Source organism: Planktothricoides sp. SR001, assembly GCF_001276715.1.
GTDB classification, from domain to species: domain Bacteria; phylum Cyanobacteriota; class Cyanobacteriia; order Cyanobacteriales; family Laspinemataceae; genus Planktothricoides; species Planktothricoides raciborskii.
In genome coordinates, this window is record NZ_LIUQ01000034.1 from 56365 (window position 1) to 74255 (window position 17891).

At 45.6% G+C, this 17891-nt stretch carries 13 protein-coding genes; 6 read left to right on the forward strand and 7 right to left on the reverse strand.

The features are described from left to right. Positions 1 to 87: 87 nt before the first annotated feature. The 4 genes from purD to AM228_RS18800 form a co-directional block, all read right to left on the reverse strand. Positions 88 to 1374: a phosphoribosylamine--glycine ligase gene (gene purD, locus AM228_RS18785; protein ID WP_054468098.1), complete on the reverse strand. Its 1287-nt coding sequence runs from the start codon at positions 1372 to 1374 to the stop codon at positions 88 to 90. Between the two features lie 53 nt (positions 1375 to 1427). Continuing rightward, complete coding sequence (locus tag AM228_RS18790) at positions 1428 to 2888, reverse strand: FAD-binding domain-containing protein (RefSeq protein WP_054468060.1); 1461 nt, start codon at positions 2886 to 2888, stop codon at positions 1428 to 1430. 293 nt (positions 2889 to 3181) lie between these two features. Continuing rightward, on the reverse strand, positions 3182 to 3730 hold the full coding sequence (locus AM228_RS18795; protein ID WP_054468062.1) for an NUDIX hydrolase: 549 nt from the start codon (positions 3728 to 3730) through the stop codon (positions 3182 to 3184). A 172-nt stretch (positions 3731 to 3902) separates the two neighbouring features. After that, positions 3903 to 4097: a heavy-metal-associated domain-containing protein gene (locus AM228_RS18800; protein WP_054468064.1), complete on the reverse strand. Its 195-nt coding sequence runs from the start codon at positions 4095 to 4097 to the stop codon at positions 3903 to 3905. A 178-nt stretch (positions 4098 to 4275) separates the two neighbouring features. Here AM228_RS18800 and AM228_RS18805 point away from each other — a divergent pair, with 178 nt between their 5' ends. Continuing rightward, on the forward strand, positions 4276 to 4473 hold the full coding sequence (locus AM228_RS18805) for a hypothetical protein (RefSeq protein ID WP_054468066.1): 198 nt from the start codon (positions 4276 to 4278) through the stop codon (positions 4471 to 4473). Beyond that, entirely contained in the window at positions 4409 to 5626 is a 1218-nt protein-coding gene (locus AM228_RS18810) for a WD40 repeat domain-containing protein (protein ID WP_156331894.1), read from the forward strand. The genes AM228_RS18805 and AM228_RS18810 overlap by 65 nt, the downstream gene beginning before the upstream one ends. 86 nt (positions 5627 to 5712) lie before the next feature. Here the strand turns inward: AM228_RS18810 and AM228_RS18815 are convergent, their stop codons facing one another. Both AM228_RS18815 and AM228_RS18820 read right to left on the reverse strand, forming a co-directional pair. Next, positions 5713 to 7170 (reverse strand): serine/threonine-protein kinase, encoded by a 1458-nt coding sequence (locus AM228_RS18815; RefSeq protein ID WP_054468070.1) that lies wholly within the window; start codon positions 7168 to 7170, stop codon positions 5713 to 5715. Positions 7171 to 7268: 98 nt separating this feature from the next. Continuing rightward, a complete protein-coding gene (locus AM228_RS18820; protein WP_054468072.1) occupies positions 7269 to 8300 on the reverse strand; it encodes a LysR family transcriptional regulator in 1032 nt (343 codons plus the stop codon). A 732-nt stretch (positions 8301 to 9032) separates the two neighbouring features. On the opposite strand from AM228_RS18820, the gene AM228_RS18830 reads away from it, so the two are divergent. From AM228_RS18830 to ndhD1, 4 genes are all read left to right on the forward strand, one after another. Next, positions 9033 to 9746 (forward strand): NnrU family protein, encoded by a 714-nt coding sequence (locus tag AM228_RS18830; protein WP_054468075.1) that lies wholly within the window; start codon positions 9033 to 9035, stop codon positions 9744 to 9746. A gap of 510 nt (positions 9747 to 10256) precedes the next feature. Then, positions 10257 to 10646, forward strand: coding sequence for a co-chaperone YbbN (locus AM228_RS18835; protein ID WP_072160844.1), 390 nt, complete (start codon positions 10257 to 10259; stop codon positions 10644 to 10646). Between the two features lie 208 nt (positions 10647 to 10854). Then, complete coding sequence (locus AM228_RS18840) at positions 10855 to 12933, forward strand: NAD(P)H-quinone oxidoreductase subunit 5 (protein ID WP_054468077.1); 2079 nt, start codon at positions 10855 to 10857, stop codon at positions 12931 to 12933. Between the two features lie 244 nt (positions 12934 to 13177). Next, the gene (gene ndhD1 / locus AM228_RS18845) at positions 13178 to 14755 is read left to right on the forward strand and encodes a photosynthetic/respiratory NAD(P)H-quinone oxidoreductase subunit D1 (RefSeq protein WP_190879565.1); all 1578 of its coding nucleotides are present in this window, start codon (positions 13178 to 13180) and stop codon (positions 14753 to 14755) included. A 73-nt stretch (positions 14756 to 14828) separates the two neighbouring features. Here ndhD1 and AM228_RS18850 read toward each other — a convergent pair whose 3' ends face one another. After that, positions 14829 to 16979, reverse strand: a complete 2151-nt coding sequence (locus AM228_RS18850) for a WD40 repeat domain-containing protein (RefSeq protein WP_054468078.1) — start codon at positions 16977 to 16979, stop codon at positions 14829 to 14831. Between the last annotated feature and the right edge of the window lie 912 nt (positions 16980 to 17891).

Here is a 17891-nt window from a genome sequence, read left to right on the forward strand (position 1 = left end):
TGTTATCTGTTATTTGTTGTTTGTGATTAGTTATTAGTGGTTGGTTATTTGGCTGCGAATAGCCAACCACCAACCACTAATCACAAGTTAGATATTTTTCACCCGATAACCAATGTCTCGGCGACAATAAGCCCCTTCAAATTCGATACAATCCACAGCCTGATAAGCATTAGCTAAGGCTTCGTCAAAATTACTGCCGATCGCTGTGATGCCTAAAACCCGACCGCCATCAGTAACGATCTCCCCTTCAGACGAGAGTTTTGTCCCGGCATGAAAAGCGATCGCCCCAGTATCGGCGGCTTTGTCCAAACCGGCGATCGGTTTTCCTTTTTCATAACTGCCCGGATAACCGGCGGAAGCCATCACCACACAACCGGCAGCCCCGGGTTTCCATTGAATTGGCAGCATTTGGGCCAAGCGTTTTTCCACACAAGCCAACATCAAATCTTCTAAGGGGGTTTCCAGCAACGGCAGAATAGCTTGAGTTTCGGGATCCCCAAAGCGACAGTTAAATTCCAACACCTTGAGATCCCCATTGGGGGCAATCATCAAGCCCGCATAGATAACCCCACAGTAATCAATGCCGCGATCGCGGAAAGCCTTGATCGTCGGTTCAAGCACTTCTTGCTGAATTCGTTCTTGGAGGGCGGGGGTGACAATGGGAGTTGGGGTGTATGCACCCATACCGCCCGTATTTGGCCCGGTATCTCCTTCGCCCACTTGTTTATGGTCTTGAGCCGGTAACAAAGGCACCACCGTTTTCCCATCAGTCAGGGCTAATACCGAAGCCTCTTGACCGGGTAAAAATTCTTCAATCACCACACATTCACCGGCAGACCCAAAGGCACCGCCAAAGGCTTCCGCGATCGCGGCCTCTGCCTCTGCGATCGTTTGTGCCACCGTCACCCCCTTACCCGCAGCCAAACCATCAGCCTTAATCACAATTGGCACGCCTTGCTCACGCACATAAGCGATCGCTGCATCCATAAGGGTATGGGTAAACACAGCGGAAGCGGCGGTAGGAATTCCCGCTTCTTGCATCAAAGCTTTAGCCCAAGACTTACTCGCTTCAAGTTGGGCTCCAGTTTGGGTCGGCCCAAACACTTTCAAATTATGGACTTGAAGAAAATCCGTAATTCCCAACGCCAGAGGCACTTCAGGCCCCACCACCACCAAAGAAACATCATTGGCCAAAGCACAATCCTTAATCCCTTGGAAGTCATCCACCGCGAAAGGATAATTTTGGCATCCGGGCATCATCGCCGTCCCCCCATTTCCAGGGGTACAGATCACCTGCTCTACTTTCTTTGATTGCAGCAGTTTCCAAGCCAGGGCGTGTTCACGCCCTCCATTGCCAACGACTAAAACTTTCACTGGTTTTCCCTCAAACAATTATTCGTTATTCGTTATTTTTTGTTCGTTATTCGTTATTCTTCGCTGGTGATTTCAGCGTTGTTGAATTTGTTTTGCTGGTAAAGCCGCCTAAACTTCTGCTGCTGCTGTTGGTGATCCACAATTGGCTCTGGATATTTAGCGGCTTCCCGCTTGTCTGCGGGAATTTTACCCGTGATGAGAAACTTAGGATCCACTCGGCTGAGTTCTGGGAGCCAGCGCAGAATATATTCCGCATCGGGATCAAATTTTTTCGCCTGAGAAGCGGGGTTAAAAATTCTAATCGGTTTCGGATCCATGCCACTAGAAGCTGTCCATTGCCAACCCCCGTTGTTAGCGGACAAGTCCCCATCAATCAGGGTTTGCATAAAGTATTTTTCGCCCCACTGCCAATTGATGATTAAATCTTTGGTCAGGAAACTGGCGACAATCATCCGACAGCGATTATGCATCCAGCCGGTTTCATTCAGTTGGCGCATGGCCGCATCAACGATCGGATAGCCGGTACGTCCTTCGCACCAAGCTTGAAAATATTCTGGGTTATTCTCCCAGGGGAAATTTTTCCAGGCAGCGCGGTAGGATCCATCGGCCAATTCCGGGAAATAATACATAATATGTTGATAAAACTCTCGCCAAGCCAGTTCTTGTTGCCAAGTGCGGATATTACTCCGAGCTTCATCACTGCGGCATTCTTTCCAAGCAGTGTCGATCGCCGCCCAAACATTTCTAATGCCAATCACGCCAAATTTCAGGGCGGCACTGAGTTGGGAGGTGCCGGGAATATCGGGAAAGTCTCTTTGTTTGTCGTAGGCCAAAATCTTTTTATGACAGAAATCTTCTAGTTGAAGTTGGGCAGCCTTTTCTCCTGGAGCCTGCACCAATGGCCGATCCCAAATAAATCCTAAGTCCTTGGCCTTGGGAAGGCGATCGATCGCCCCCGCATTTTTGGCGGAGGCCAACTCTTCGGCACTCAAACCCGTCATTGAGGCGATCGCGGGCATGGGTTCCGACTTATTTTTTCGACTCCAATTTTTCCAAAACGGTGTATAAACCGTGTAGGGTTTGCCCTTCCCAGTCAGCACCATTCCCGGTGGTAATAGAAGCTGATCCCAAAAAGTGTTGACTTCGATGCCTTTTTCACTCAGGGCTGCTTCCACCTTTTGATCCCGTTTTTTAGAGTAAGGCTCAACATCAGAATTCCAATAAACCGCTTGTGCCCCCAATGCAGCGGCTAATGATGGGATCGCTCGTTCGGGTTGGCCATGAAGAATCAACAACTGACTCCCCATCTTGGCATAGTTTTCCTGCAATTCTTGCAAGCTATCCAGAGCATAGGCCATCCTTGCCGGTGCCACGTCATCTCTCTCTAAAATATTCGGATCTAGGCAGAATATACCCACAACTTTGGGACTAACCTTGCGAGCATTTGTCAGTCCCACGTTGTCGGTTATGCGTAGATCCCGCCGGTGCCAAAATAAAATTACGCTATCAGCCATTAGCCTACATACGCTGAAATTCCTAAACTGTTAATCCTAGCATATTTTTGTGCCAATTTTCGGCAGAAATACAGGATTGGTCAGAATTGAGGGGCAGAGGAGCCCGCCGTCGGCAGAGGAGATGAGGAAGTGAATAGTGAATAGTGAATAGTGAATAGTGAATAGTGATAATTCTTTTGTACGGGCGAATGGCCATTCGCCCGTACGACTTTTCACTTTCCCCTGCTCCCCCACACCCTACACCGATGGCGGCCCTACACCCTACACCCTACACCCCTCCTGGGTTAATTAGGTTAAGTTAAAAAAGGACGAGCCAAGAAAAAACTAGCGATAGATTTAGCATCGATCAGTTCACCGCCTAAAATGGCTTTTTCTAATTCTTGAGGAGACATAAACACGAGTTCGATATCCTCATCATCATCTTGGGCGGGTGGGTTCGGTAATTTTTCTAAATTTTTGGCTAAGAAAGCATAGATAATTTCGTCAGAATAACCGGGGGCTAAGACAAATTGACCTAAGTTTTTCCAACTATGGGCGCGGTAGCCGGTTTCTTCTTCGATTTCCCGTTTTACTGTGGTTTCTGGGTCTTCATCATGTTCTAAAGTTCCCGCCGGAAATTCTAAAATCCGCGATTCTACCGCAAAACGATATTGTCTTAACAGGATGAGTTTGCCATTGTTGGTGACTGGAATACAAAGGGCACCACCGGGATGCCGGATACATTCCCATTCTCCTTCTACACCATTGGGCAAGCGGAGAAGATTGACATCAAAACCAAATTTTCGTCCAGAATAAGATAAACGATGTTTGATCAGTTGTGGTGGTTCTTTACCAATTGACATAGAATTGTTTCGGGTTAGGTTGTTTGAAAAAATCTATTTTTACTGTAGCGGGCGCTATCGGTAAAATCAAGCATCAATATTCTTGATAATTTTGATTTATGCTGATTTTTACGCTGAGTTTGATGCTGAGTTTGATGCTGAGTTTGACTCAGATTTATTAGTTTATAATCGGTTATTCAACCGTATGACCGGCAGCAGCGATCGCCTCTTTAATTGCGGTTTCTGAAGCCTGAGTTTCTACCTGAACAACTTTGGTGGATAAATCAATGGTGACTTCGGATCCGGCATCGACATTTTTGATGGTATTGGTGACAGTTTTGGCACAAACTTCACAAACCATTGAAGTCACCTTCATTTCCAGGGTCATGGTCAATCCTCCGCAAGGGTGATAAATTGTTGGGCTGCCAAATTAATTGATGACAGGAGATTTTTCGCTCTTTTATATCCCGGAACAGTTTAGCATTTATTACAAGGCAGGCGATCGCTGTTCATCAGATAATTTTTGACAAATAAAGATCAATCATATCGTAGGTCATCTATTCTACTTGGGGAAACCCCAAGACCCTACTGGCTTCGGAATTCAGGAGATCGCTCTTGAAGCTATTGCATATAAAGAATTTTGGCGATCGCGCCATCCATCCCTGCCCGTAAAAATCAAAGCCCATCTTTGGGTTAGTGATGGTGGCGTTGACTTGGGTGGGGGTGCAGATTTATCAGTCTACGCGATCGCCCCTAATGATTGATTCGACGAGCACCAACATTCCCACAACCACACCGGATCCCACGCCGACGCCCGATGCCACACCCACGCCAGATCCCACGCCAGATCCCACGCCAGATCCCACGCCAGATCCCACGCCAGATCCCACACCAGATCCCACGCCAGATCCCACGCCAGATCCCACACCAGATCCCACACCAGATCCCACACCAGATCCCACGCCCACCCCAGATCCCTTACCAGATAGCGAAAATACCAAGCCGCCAGAAGTGGTGAAGAATACCGCCGGAAATTTTCAGGCCAAGATGACGATCGCCGCTCACCAAAAGCCGGTTGCTTCAGTGGCGATTAGCCAAAACGGTGAAGTAATTGCCACAGGTGGGTCAGATAATGATGTTAAACTTTGGGATCTGAAAACGGGAAAGGAAATTAATCGATTTTCTCAACATTTGGGCAATGTTTGGGCAGTGGCAATTAGTCCCGATAGTCAAACGGTGGCTAGTGGCAGTGCCGACACTAAAATTATGTTGTGGGATGTGAAAACTGGCAAATTAAAGCAGACATTATTTGGACATACGGATCAAGTCCATGCGATCGCCTGGAGTCCTGACGGTCAAACTTTAGCCAGTGGTTCTGGTGGGGTCGGTAAAGATTTTTCCGTGCGGCTTTGGGACGTGGCAAGTGGTAAAGAAACCGCAGTTTTAAAAGGTCATAATGACCGAGTATATGCGATCGCTTTTAGTGCCGATGGCGACAAATTAGCCACCGGGAGTCTGGATAAAACGATTAATATTTGGGATAGTAAAAGTGGAGAAATATTACAAACTTTAGATGGCAGTAAATTCTCCGTTGACTCTTTATTATTTACTCCCAATGGCCAGAGTTTAATTAGTAGTGACTATCTGGATATTAAAGTTTGGAATTTAAATACAGGGGAGGCGAATACCCTCAAAGGTCATCGGGATGTGATTAATGCGATCGCCCTGAGTAATGATGGCCAATATTTAGCCACTGCGAGTAAAGATAAAACGGTTAAATTATGGGATTTAGCCAGTGGCAAAGAAATAGCTACACTGACAGGACATAACCAAGAAGTGCGTGCTGTTGCCTTCAGAGATGGTTATTTAGTCAGTGGGGATACGGAAGGAAAAATGAAAATCTGGACTAAACAGTAAACGGCTGCAAAAAACCGAAACCGGGTTTAGGTTGACTGGGCAATCTATGGGCGATTTTGCGACGAGAATAAACCCGGTTTTTTTGCTTATAAAATATCAGACAAAAATTTATACACCAGGCGAAATAAAGCCGTCACTGCTGTGGCACATAAAGCCCCAAACATGGGAACCAAAATTATTTGACTAGCAGGATTTCCTCGTAAAGGGGGAATAAAAAAGACAATTGCTAAAGAAATTACCGCAATAATTAACAAATCGTATTTTTCAATAATCCGTCGATTTTGGGCAAAGAATAAACCTGCCAAAATTCCCAACCAAAGCAAGGTACTCACAGCAGGAACCTTAATTAAATTGCCGATCGCCACTAACAGCAAACCGCCTTCAAACCCGGTAAATGCCGCCCCGGTTAAGACTTCTAGGGTAGAAAATTGACCAGACTGAGAGGCGATCGGGGAAACGTTAACTGGAGATGGGGGTAGGGTTGGCTGTACCGGAACCGGCAGATTAGACGGAGGGTTGACCGTTGGCTGGGGATTTGGCGGAGGTATGATGGTGGGGTTGACGGGTTGGGTTGGCTTTTGTGGGATTGGAGCATCGAGAGCCCCTAGGACTTGTTCCGCAGAAGCATAGCGATCGCTCGGTGTGGGCAAAAGCATTTTATCCAGCACATCCCCTAAGTGATTAGATACTTGGACATACTTGCGCCAATCCCACTGATTAGTATAAGAATCAAAAAGTTCTTGGGGCGGTTTGCCGGTGAATAACATAATACAAGTCACCGCTAACGCATATAAATCTGTAGAGGGAAAAACACTGCGACCGGCCATTTGTTCTGGGGGCGCAAAACCCATAGAATAAATCCCCGTGGATCGACCCGCCCCACCGCTGGCAGCGGCTTGGGTGACTTGTTTCACCGCCCCAAAATCTAACAAGAAAAGACGACCGGAAGTGCGATCGCGCATAATATTAGAAGGCTTAATATCTCGGTGAATCACCTCATGCTCGTGAACAAACTTAAGAATCTTCAAAATCCCTTTCAGGACTTCTAAGACTTCTGGTTCAGAAAACTGACCTTTTTGGGCTAATTCTTCTTCAAGATTCTGACCATCAATAAATTCTTGAACCAGATAAAAATATTGTTCAGATTTTTTAGATTTCCACCCAGACGCTTCTAAAGGAAAATAAGCCAACAAATCTGGAATTGCCGGATGTTTTCTGCCTAAATTGTCCAGCACCACCGCTTCGCGTTCAAATAAACTTAAAGCCAGTTCCATTTGTTGTGGACTCAAATCTCCAGCGGGCTGAAATTGTTTCACCACACATTCACGCATTCCGGGGGAGCGGCGATCGAAAGCCAAAAAAGCAGCCCCAAATCCTCCTTGTCCTAAGAGTCTTTGCGGCAGATATCGACCATCTAAAATTAGAGTCATGCCACAAGTTGTACAATATTTTTGTTGAACCGTTTTTAAAGTCTGATGATTATCAAGGTCAGCAAAATCATTGTTGGGACGAGAACAACCCGGACGAGTACAGAAAATCTTCATAACTTTTGGCAATTCACGAGGGTATTTTTTGGCACTTTCCTGACCGTTGACAGTCAACAGTCACCAGACAACTGGCAACGGTCAACAGTTAATAAAAGTCAGCGATTATTTAAATTAGAAGCATCCTCCTCCCCAGGGTCAGATAGATCGTCGGCGATCGCTGTTGCTGAGGCTGAGGACTGTCCCGGTTCATTCTCAAACCATTTCGGGGCAGCACCAAACTGAGGCAAAATTTCCCGACTAAATGCCTCGGCTGCTTTAGAACGATAGCGATTCGGATTGACCATTACCCATAAAATTCGTTTAACTTCCACTTCATGAATCGTCACTCGGTGCAACATCCCCATTTGCAACTCTTTCTCGATCGCGGAAATTGAGACAAAAGCGGCGCCTAAACCGGACTGAACGGCATTTTTAATTGCTTCAATAGAGTTTAACTCCATTTCCACTTTTAACCGCCTGGTGTCAATTTCATAGCGAGTGAGAACTTGATCGATCACTTTTCTAATGGTTGATTGAGAGTCTAGGGTAATAAACTCTAATTTATAAAGATCATCTTTATCGATGGTGTTTAATTTCGCCATCGGATGAGATACTGGCACGATCAGGGCTAATTCATCTTCGGCATAAGACTGCACTTTCAGAGAGTCTTGTAATTCCGTGGGGACTTCACCGCCCACGATCGCCAAATCCACTTGTCCATTGGCCACACTCCAAGCCGTCCGACGAGTCGAGTGAACATGGAGTTGTACCGCCACATCAGGATAGTGCTTGCGGAACATTCCAATCATTCGAGGCAACAGATAAGTTCCCGTAGTTTGGGAGGCACCGATAATCAAGGTGCCACCTTGGAGATTTTGTAAATCTTCAATCGCCCGACAAGTTTCCTGACAAAGACCGAGAATTTTTTCACCATAGCTGAGTAACAAGTGACCCGCTTCGGTCAGCTGCGCCCTTCGGCCTCCTCGGTCGAACAATGGCACATCTAGCTGTCGCTCTAAGTTTTGTACTTGCAGACTGATGGCTGGCTGGGAGACAAATAAACTATCCGCAGCGCGTTTAAAGCTTCCCTCCGCAGAAATTGCTTTGAGAATGCGTAACTGATCTAAAGTAAAAGGAATATCCGACATAGTTTTTTCCCGTAGTTATAGTTTTTTGGGGGTGTTGCGTAAAGTCAACACAAAAAACGGATTTCTTTGGCCAAGACAAGATTCAAGATCCTTAGCTGGATTTTTATTGAACCGCCAAATATCCCCACCCTACTGGGTGATCTGCGCGAGATAGAGGTTCGTCCTCGGCACTAAGGGTGGGTATTGAATCAAGATTTTCTTTTGATGGCGACAGAAAAATGTCTCTCCTTAATCCTCTCACTGTTTTTTGTAAAAGGGATTGCAATTGCAGTTTACCACCCCCCCACTCGTTGGCGGACGCGCCCGGATATTTTGACCAGATCCCAGATCCCATATCCCATATCCCAGATCCATTAGATATGTCGAGATACAGCAATCCTATATCAGTTGTGGAATGAACCCTCACCCCCAACCTACCCCTGCCCCCGCCTTCGCGGGGGGCAGCCCAAAACGGGAGAGGGGAGCAGTTTCATAAATCATTTAAGATTGCTATATGTCTAAAACTGGTGATCCCCTAAGAACGAGATCCCCGGTCGTTTCCAGAGGGCGCTTCCAGAAAGCGTCGGGAGAGAAAGCTCGATCGCCCCTACAGGTGATCCGGTAGCCCCCTGGCCTAAGCATTACGCCCCTATATGAATATTCAAAACAGACGAAAGTTCGTGGCCTGAGCCCGAATTATGTCACGATGGTTGTTGATGATTAATTGTTCTCAATGGGGATTAAAAATCAGAAATGAATCTTGATTGGTTGACTCTGAGCCATTTTCAGATGATGGGGCTGTTGTTGGGGTTTGCGATCGCCCACAGTGGTTTAGCCGCCTTGCGACCGAAGGGCGAAATGTGGATCGGCGCCCGGTTGTATCGAGTCCTCTTTGCCTTAGTAAGTTTGCCTTTGGCTGTGGTGTTAATTATCTATTTTTTCAACCATCGCTATGATGGCTTACAACTTTGGCAACTCCAGGGAGTTCCCGTCGTCAAACCGATTGTTTGGGTACTTTCAGCCATTTCCTTTTTCTTTCTTTATCCAGCCACATTTAATCTAATAGAAATTGCCGCCATCAAAAAACCGGAAGTTCACCTGTATGAAACTGGGATTATTCGCATTTGCCGTCATCCGCAAATGGTAGGTCAAGTGATTTGGTGTATTGCTCATACCCTCTGGATTGGCACCAGCTTTACTTTAGTCACTTCCCTGGGATTAATCCTGCATCATTTATTTGCGGTTTGGCATGGCGATCGCCGCTTAATGGCTCGTTATGGCGAAGCATTTGCTCAAGTCAAAGATCGGACATCAATCATACCTTTTTTAGCGATTTTGCAAGGCCGACAAACCATAAATTTTGCCGAGTTTATCCGCCCAGCCTATTTGGGAGTTACCATTTTTATCTTTGGTTTATGGTGGGCTCACCCCTTACTCATGCGAGCAACTGCCACCGTTGCTTGGTAAGGGATAAAAATTTTAAATTTCGCTCCCCCCTTCCGCCCCACATTATCACTGAGTGGTTAGATATAGATTAACTAGGGGCAATTAATCAATTGCCCCTAGTTAATCTAATTCCCTGACATGAAAATATCCGGTTAATAACGATAAAAATACTAATTATTTTATCTGCTAATAGCATTGAAAATTTAAATTTATGATTTTACTTATAAAACAATAGTCGTTTTATAAGTAAAATACTTGTCAAATTATATAGATAGTTAATTTATCGGCATAACACATAGATAGATGGTATCTAAAATTTATAGAATATATGGCAACAGTCTATGCTTTAATTGGAGCCGATTAATGTCAAAAATATCGAAGTGATTATTTAGATTAATTATTTATATAAATAACATCCATAGGTGGCTCAATAACAATCCAGATAGCGATGGATTTATTCCCCCAAAGATCGCAAATGGATGTAGCATAATTCCAGGATTGTTTAGAAAACCTATTTGATCTGAGAGGAGAATGCTGTTGCTAGTTAATCAGTACACTTTTAAACAAGAAGTTTTAGAAGCATCCACCCCAGTCATTGTTCACTTTTGGGCTCCTTGGTGTAGCTTGTGTGGCATGATGGAGCCGGTGTTAACTTCCTGTAAAGCCAGGTGGGGAGAACAAATTAAGCTGGTGGGGATCAACGCGGATCAAAGTTTACCCCTAGCCAGCGCTTATCGTCTCACCACCCTCCCCACCATTATCCTGTTTGAAGGGGGCGAAGTGCGATATCGGGCAGAAGGGTGTCATCATCGCGATGAACTATACAGAACGCTACAATGTCTGATTTTCAAATTAGTCAACCAGGGTCAACCCCTGTTGCCTGAACCAGAGTATGATGTCAGTTTTGCGAAAAAAACATGACTTAGCCTGGGTATCCGTTGCTTGATGCTAACCCCTGACGGTCAGTACCAGCAAAAATTCATGTAATGAACAATTAACACAGTAGCAGTCAATAAATTCTGCGAATAGACTATGGTATTGAGTGGCGCATAAGGTTAAGAGACTGCAATTGTGTCAAAATGTGATCCAGAGTGTTTCTTAAGTACAAATTCTTAAATAGAAGTTAGAGATGGAACCGATATATCAGTATGCATGGCTGATCCCGGTCTTGCCCTTGGCAGGAGCAATGATTGTTGGCCTTGGCCTGATTTCATACAACAAGGCGACGAATGCTCTGCGGCAAGCTAATGCAGTCTTTGTCGTCTCTTTGGTGGGCGCTTCAATGGTCTTGTCCTTTCTGCTGTTGTGGAGTCAACTGCAAGGACATGAACCCTATACGCAAATGTTTGAATGGGCAGCAGCAGGGAATTTTCATCTATCGATGGGTTATACGATAGACCATCTTTCCTCTCTGATGCTGGCGATCGTTACGACCATAACCTTTTTGGTGATGATTTACACCGATGGGTACATGGCTCACGATCCAGGATATGTACGCTTTTACGCTTACTTGAGCATATTTAGCTCCTCCATGTTGGGGTTGGTGATCTCTCCCAATCTGGTACAGATCTATATATTCTGGGAACTGGTAGGGATGGCTTCCTACTTGCTGATTGGCTTTTGGTACGATCGCACCGCTGCGGCTGATGCTTGCCAAAAAGCATTTGTCACCAACCGAGTCGGGGACTTTGGTTTGCTGCTCGGTATTTTAGGCATCTACTGGGCTACCGATAGTTTTGACTTTATCGTCATGGGCGATCGCCTAACGGAACTGGTGGAGTCAGGGGCGATCGCCTCTGGTCTAGCGGCCTTATTTGCCGTGTTGGTCTTTCTCGGCCCAGTAGCGAAATCTGCCCAATTCCCGCTCCATGTCTGGCTTCCCGACGCGATGGAAGGCCCGACCCCGATTTCCGCGTTAATCCACGCCGCCACAATGGTGGCCGCTGGAGTCTTCTTGATTGCCCGGATGTACCCAGTTTTTGAAGAAATTCCCCTGGCAATGGATGTCATTGCTTGGACTGGATGCTTTACGGCTTTCTTGGGCGCCACGATCGCGATTACTCAGAACGACATTAAAAAAGGATTAGCTTATTCCACGATTTCCCAACTTGGCTATATGGTCATGGCAATGGGCGTCGGGGCTTACGGCGCCGGGTTATTCCACTTAATGACCCACGCTTATTTCAAAGCCATGCTATTCCTCTGTTCTGGCTCAGTGATTCATGGTATGGAAGGGGTGGTCGGCCATGACCCCGTACTGGCTCAGGATATGCGTTTGATGGGGGGTCTGCGTAAATATATGCCGATTACCGCCACCACCTTTTTGATTGGTACTTTGGCCATTTGTGGGATTCCCCCCTTTGCCGGGTTCTGGTCAAAAGATGAAATCCTCGGCAGTACCTTTGCCGCCAATCCCGCGATGTGGGTGGTTGGTTGGCTGACCGCTGGTGTAACCGCTTTCTATATGTTTCGGATGTACTTCAACACCTTTGAAGGCAAGTTTCGAGGCAATGAAATCGATATCCGCAATCAACTTTTAGCCACCGCTAATGGTGGTAAACCGGCTAACGCTTTTGGGCCGGGAGCAATGGATCCCAAAGAATTGGCTCACGGCCATGATGGTGACAACTGCGACCACTCTCACGGTCATAGTGAATATCCCCATGAGTCGCCTTTGACCATGACTTTCCCCTTGATGGCTCTGGCAGTACCTTCAGTGCTGATTGGATTAGTCGGCACCCCGTTTGCCAACTACTTTGAAGAGTTCATTCATCCACCCAGTGAAACGGTGGCGGAAGTGCTCGAACACGCTGAGGAATTTGATTTGACTGAATTTCTGGTGATGGGGGGTTCTTCCGTGGGCATTGCCCTGATTGGGATTACCATCGCTTCGCTGATGTATATGAGTCGTAAAATTGACCCCGCAGCGATCGCCCAAAAAATCCAACCCTTGTATCAGTTATCCCTGAATAAGTGGTACTTCGATGATATCAATGACTTCCTCTTTGTCAAAGGTTCTCGCCGGTTAGCCCGACAAGTCCTAGAAGTGGATTCCCGCGTCGTCGATGGGGCCGTCAACCTGACGGGTTTGGTGACGGTGATTACCGGAGAAGGATTGAAATACTTCGAGAATGGTCGCGCCCAATTCTACGCCTTAATCGTATTTGTGGCCGTTTTGGGTTTAGTGATTATTTCTGGTGTCACCTAATAAAGAGAGAAGAGAGAAGAGAGAAAAGAGAATAGAGAACACAGAATAGAGAACACAGAAGAGAGAAGAGAAAATTTTCCTCTTTCATCTTTCATCTTTCCTCTTTCCTCTTTCATCTTTCCTCTTTCCTCTTTCCGATGAACGGTTATTGGTTATTTGGTATTTGCCTCAAACCACAAATAACCAATAACCAATCACGGTCAACGGTGAACCAATAATGAACAACAAACAATGATTGATTAATATGACTGATTTTCCCTGGCTGACTTTCATAATTTTATTTCCCATTGTGGCAGCCCTGGCAATTCCATTGTTGCCCGATAAAGATGGTCAGACCGTAAAGTGGTATTCCTTGATTGTGGCGTTAATTGACTTTGCTGCGATCGCTTACGTTTTCTGCAATCACTACGATCTGAGCAATCCCGACCTACAACTGGTGGAAAGCTATGGTTGGGTTCCCAATCTGGATTTAAACTGGTCTGTGGGTGCCGATGGCTTGTCCATGCCCTTAATTCTACTGACTGGTTTTATTACCACCTTGGCAATTTTGGCCGCTTGGCCAGTCACCTTTAAGCCCAAGCTGTTCTATTTCTTAATGTTGGCCATGTACGGTGGTCAAATTGCCGTGTTTGCCGTCCAGGATATGCTGCTGTTTTTCCTGGTCTGGGAACTAGAACTGGTGCCGGTTTATCTGATTTTGTCCATTTGGGGGGGCAAAAAACGCCTCTATGCCGCCACTAAGTTTATTCTCTACACTGCCGGTGGTTCTCTGTTTATTTTGGTAGCAGCCCTGGCAATGGCATTTTATGGTGATACGGTGACGTTTGATATGAGAGCGATCGCCGCCAAAGACTATGCCATGAACTTCCAACTGCTCCTCTACGGTGGCTTTTTAATTGCTTACGGCGTGAAATTGCCCATTTTCCCCCTGCATACCTGGCTGCCGGATGCTCACGGGGAAGCCACCGCACCCGCACATATGTTACTGGCTGGCATTCTGCTGAAAATGGGTGGATATGCCCTAATTAGAATGAACGTGGGAATGCTCCCAGAAGCCCATGCCCAATTTGCCCCGGTATTGGTAATTTTGGGGGTGGTGAATATTGTCTATGCGGCGTTAACTTCTTTTGCCCAAAGAAATCTCAAGCGGAAAATTGCTTACTCTTCCATTTCTCACATGGGCTTTGTCCTAATTGGCATTGCTTCATTTAACGATTTGGGCATGAGTGGGGCCATGCTGCAAATGATTTCCCACGGTTTAATTGGTGCCAGTCTCTTCTTTATGGTGGGAGCCACCTACGATCGCACTCATACGTTGATGTTGGATGAAATGGGTGGCGTTGGGCAAAAAATGAAGAAAATTTTTGCCATGTGGACGACCTGTTCTTTGGCTTCTTTAGCCTTGCCCGGAATGAGTGGATTTGTGGCGGAGTTAATGGTCTTTGTTGGCTTTGCCACCAGTGATGCTTACAACCCCACATTTAAATTAGTGGTGGTAATTTTGGCCGCTGTTGGAGTGATTTTGACGCCAATTTATTTGCTGTCCATGTTACGAGAAATCCTCTACGGACCGGAAAATAAAAACTTAGTAGAAAGTCAAATTTTGGTGGACGCCGAACCTAGAGAAGTCTTTATTATTGCTTCTTTGTTAGTGCCGATTATTGGCATTGGAGTCTATCCCAAATTAACCACGCAAATCTATGATGCCACCACTCAACAGTTGAATGCCAAACTCAGAGAAGTGGTGCCCAGCTTGGTGAAACAGCCTTCCGTTGCTTTATCCGAGCCAATGCAAGCCCCCACCATTGGCGACGCTTGGTAAAATTCAAGAAACCGGGTTTTTTGCTGTGAGCCACTGAGATGCTTTTGGCAGAGGGAAAAAACCCGGTTTCCGCTCATAAAACCCCCCAAACTTTAACCGTACCATCAGCACTGCCACTGGCTAAAATATAGGATTTGCCGAATCCGCTTAAGCTGAAACATAGAGAATTCACGGACTCAGAATGTCCATTCAAAGTTCTTAGTTGTTGACCGTTATAAAGATTCCAAACTTTAATACTGGTATCGGCACTGCCACTGGCAAGTTGATGCCCATAGGGACTAAATGCCACAGTCATTACCGCATCTTTATGGCCATCAAAGGTGGCATAAGCCTCGTTATTTTTCAGGTTCCAAAGTTTGACGGTGCCGTTGTCTCCTGCGGCGGCTAGGAGTCCAGACCGGCCACTAAAAGCAACGTGATTAACGCCATCTGTTTGGGTTTTAAAATTGTGTAAGATTTCGCCGGTGACTGGATGCCAAAATTTGACCGTGCCATCGCTACTGCCACTGGCTAAAATATCTCCATCTCGATTAAAAGATAGAGAACTTACCCGGTCAGTATGTCCGGTTAAAGTTAATACTTGTTGGCGAGTTGGTAGGTGCCAAAGTTTGATGGTTTCATCGGCACTCCCCGTGGCCAGAATTTCCCCATTCGGGCTGATGGAGATCGCATCAATTCTTTCAGAATGCCCATTCAGAGAAAGCATCTCTTGATGGTTTTCTAGATTCCATAGTTTAATCGTGGTATCGTTACCACCACTGACTAAGGTCTGACCGTCGGGAGTGAAGGAGATCGCCCAAACTCCTCCTTTGTGCCCTCGCAGGGTTTGAATTATGTAACCTGTCCGCAAATTCCACAATTTAATAATGCCGTCTTCACTGCCACTGGCTAAAATTGGCCCCGTGGGACTGACGCTGACCACTTCCACCCAACTGGAGTGACCAGTGATGCTGAGAAATTCTTCCCCCGCATGGAGATTATAGAGTTTCGGCGGTTCTTGGGGTTGATTGCTGCCTAAAATTTGCCCATCGGGAGTAAAAATCACTGACTCGGCAAATTCCACATCTCCACCGAGGGTATTTTTTTCTTCAGTTGTCACCGGATCCCAGATTTTGATGGTGCGATCGCCACTCCCCGTGGCTAAAATCTTGCCATTGGCACTGAACGCCACGGAACTGACCCAATCAGAATGACCTCGCAGAGTAATATGCTTGTAACTCCTCATATCCCACAGTTTGACACTTTGATCCGCACTACCACTGGCCAAAGTCTGACCATCGGGACTAAATGCCAGAGAATTCACCCCTAAAGAATGTCCTTTTAAAGTCGCGATCGCTTTGCCGGTGTTCGCCTGCCAGAGTTTAATCGTGGCATCTTCCGATCCACTGGCTAACATATGGCCATCGGGACTAAACGCCACAGTGTAAACCCAATCATAATGGCCAGTCAAAGTGAGTTTACAGATCCTAGTGCGTAAGTCCCAGACTTTAATGGTACTGTCCCCACTGCTGGCTAACATCTCCCCATTGGGACTGAACACCACAGCATATACCCAGTCGTAGTGATCCTCCATTGTGTACAGCGGCTGGGACGAAATTTGGCCATTGGCATCCGGCACCAAATTCCAGAGCTTAATCGTGTTATCTTTACTGCCACTAGCCAGCATCTTCCCATCGGGACTAAAAGCCACGGAAGTAACCCAGCGGCTATGATCTTTCAGGGTTTGAATCAATTCCCCGGTCGAGACATTCCACAACTTAATGCTACTGTCACCACTGCCACTAGCCAGCATATGCCCATCGGGACTAAAGGCTACGGAATCCACCCAATCAATATGTCCCGTGAATATTCGCTCTTCCAGACCTCTTTGAATATGCCAAAGTTTGATGATATTGTCATTCGTGCCACTGGCTAACATTTGGCCATCGGGACTAATGGCAATGGTATATACTCGGCTGGAATGTCCACCGAGAGTACGGATACATTTGAAAAACCGATAAGGGTTATATTGCTTGAGCGCTTCTCTGACCTTGGGGTGTGGATTTTGCTTGAGCAACATATAGGCGGCTCTGGTGATCGGTTCTGAGTCATCTTGCAACGCCGCAATTACTAAGTCTAATCCTTTTTCTCCTTGATTCAAAGCTTGTTTTAACCGAGTGATTCTTAACTTGAGATGGGTTAAAACCTGATCGCGCTCGCTAGGATGATTTGATGTTTTTGTCATAGTTTTATTTTTGATATATGCTTATTATCAGTTTGACTTATTTTTGGCTCGGAGAGATCGCTTCGATCTGCTTCAGAACTGCCTCTATCCATCTTGGCAACCACAGAGGAAGTTTCACAAGAGGCTGTTTCACAAAGAGAAAAAAGCGGTTAGCTGGACATTACTTGGGTGGTTTAATTCCCCCGATAAACTTTAGGCTTCTCAGTTGATTACCTCCTTGGCTTTGTTGTTTTTTTGCTAACTCAACCGGCTTTTTAACCGATTCATCTACCGATAAAAATACCGATATTTTTCCTAGATAAAGTTCAGTGTATCAGGATATTTTTCTGTATTTTCAAACTTAAACTTATAAAATAAATTTTTTTTAAAAAAATTAAAGCCAAAAAAGATATTTTTATATATATTGATGTAATTTTTTTAATGTTTTTTTGTTTTTGGCTAGGTTTTAATCAATTAAGCCTGACTACAAAATTAATCGTCATTTTTTATTATAATTAAACCGAAAATAGTTGAAAAAGCCATCAAAGGGTTATTTGAAAGATTTTCCTAATATTTTTCTAATAATATTTTCTTAAAATTTTTGATTTTTTGGTCGAAAATTTTTGCTACAATAACTTAACATAAATCTACATAAATCTACAAAAATCTACAAAGCGCGGACGGTGGACATTGATTTCACGGAGAGTGGGGCGATCGCTGGCTAAATCCGCTCAAAAGTCTCCCGGCTTAGGGGATTCTTCGATTCCGCCCAGCCGATTGACTCTGTTTCTGGATCTGTTTCTGTTCAGAAATATTCTCAGATTCGGTTTGTACCCGATGGGTCAATCCCGGTCCCGGCGCAGATTCATGGGTGACATCAGCAACTCTCTGTATATTTATTTAACTTATTTAACCTAGGGCGTGTCATCAATT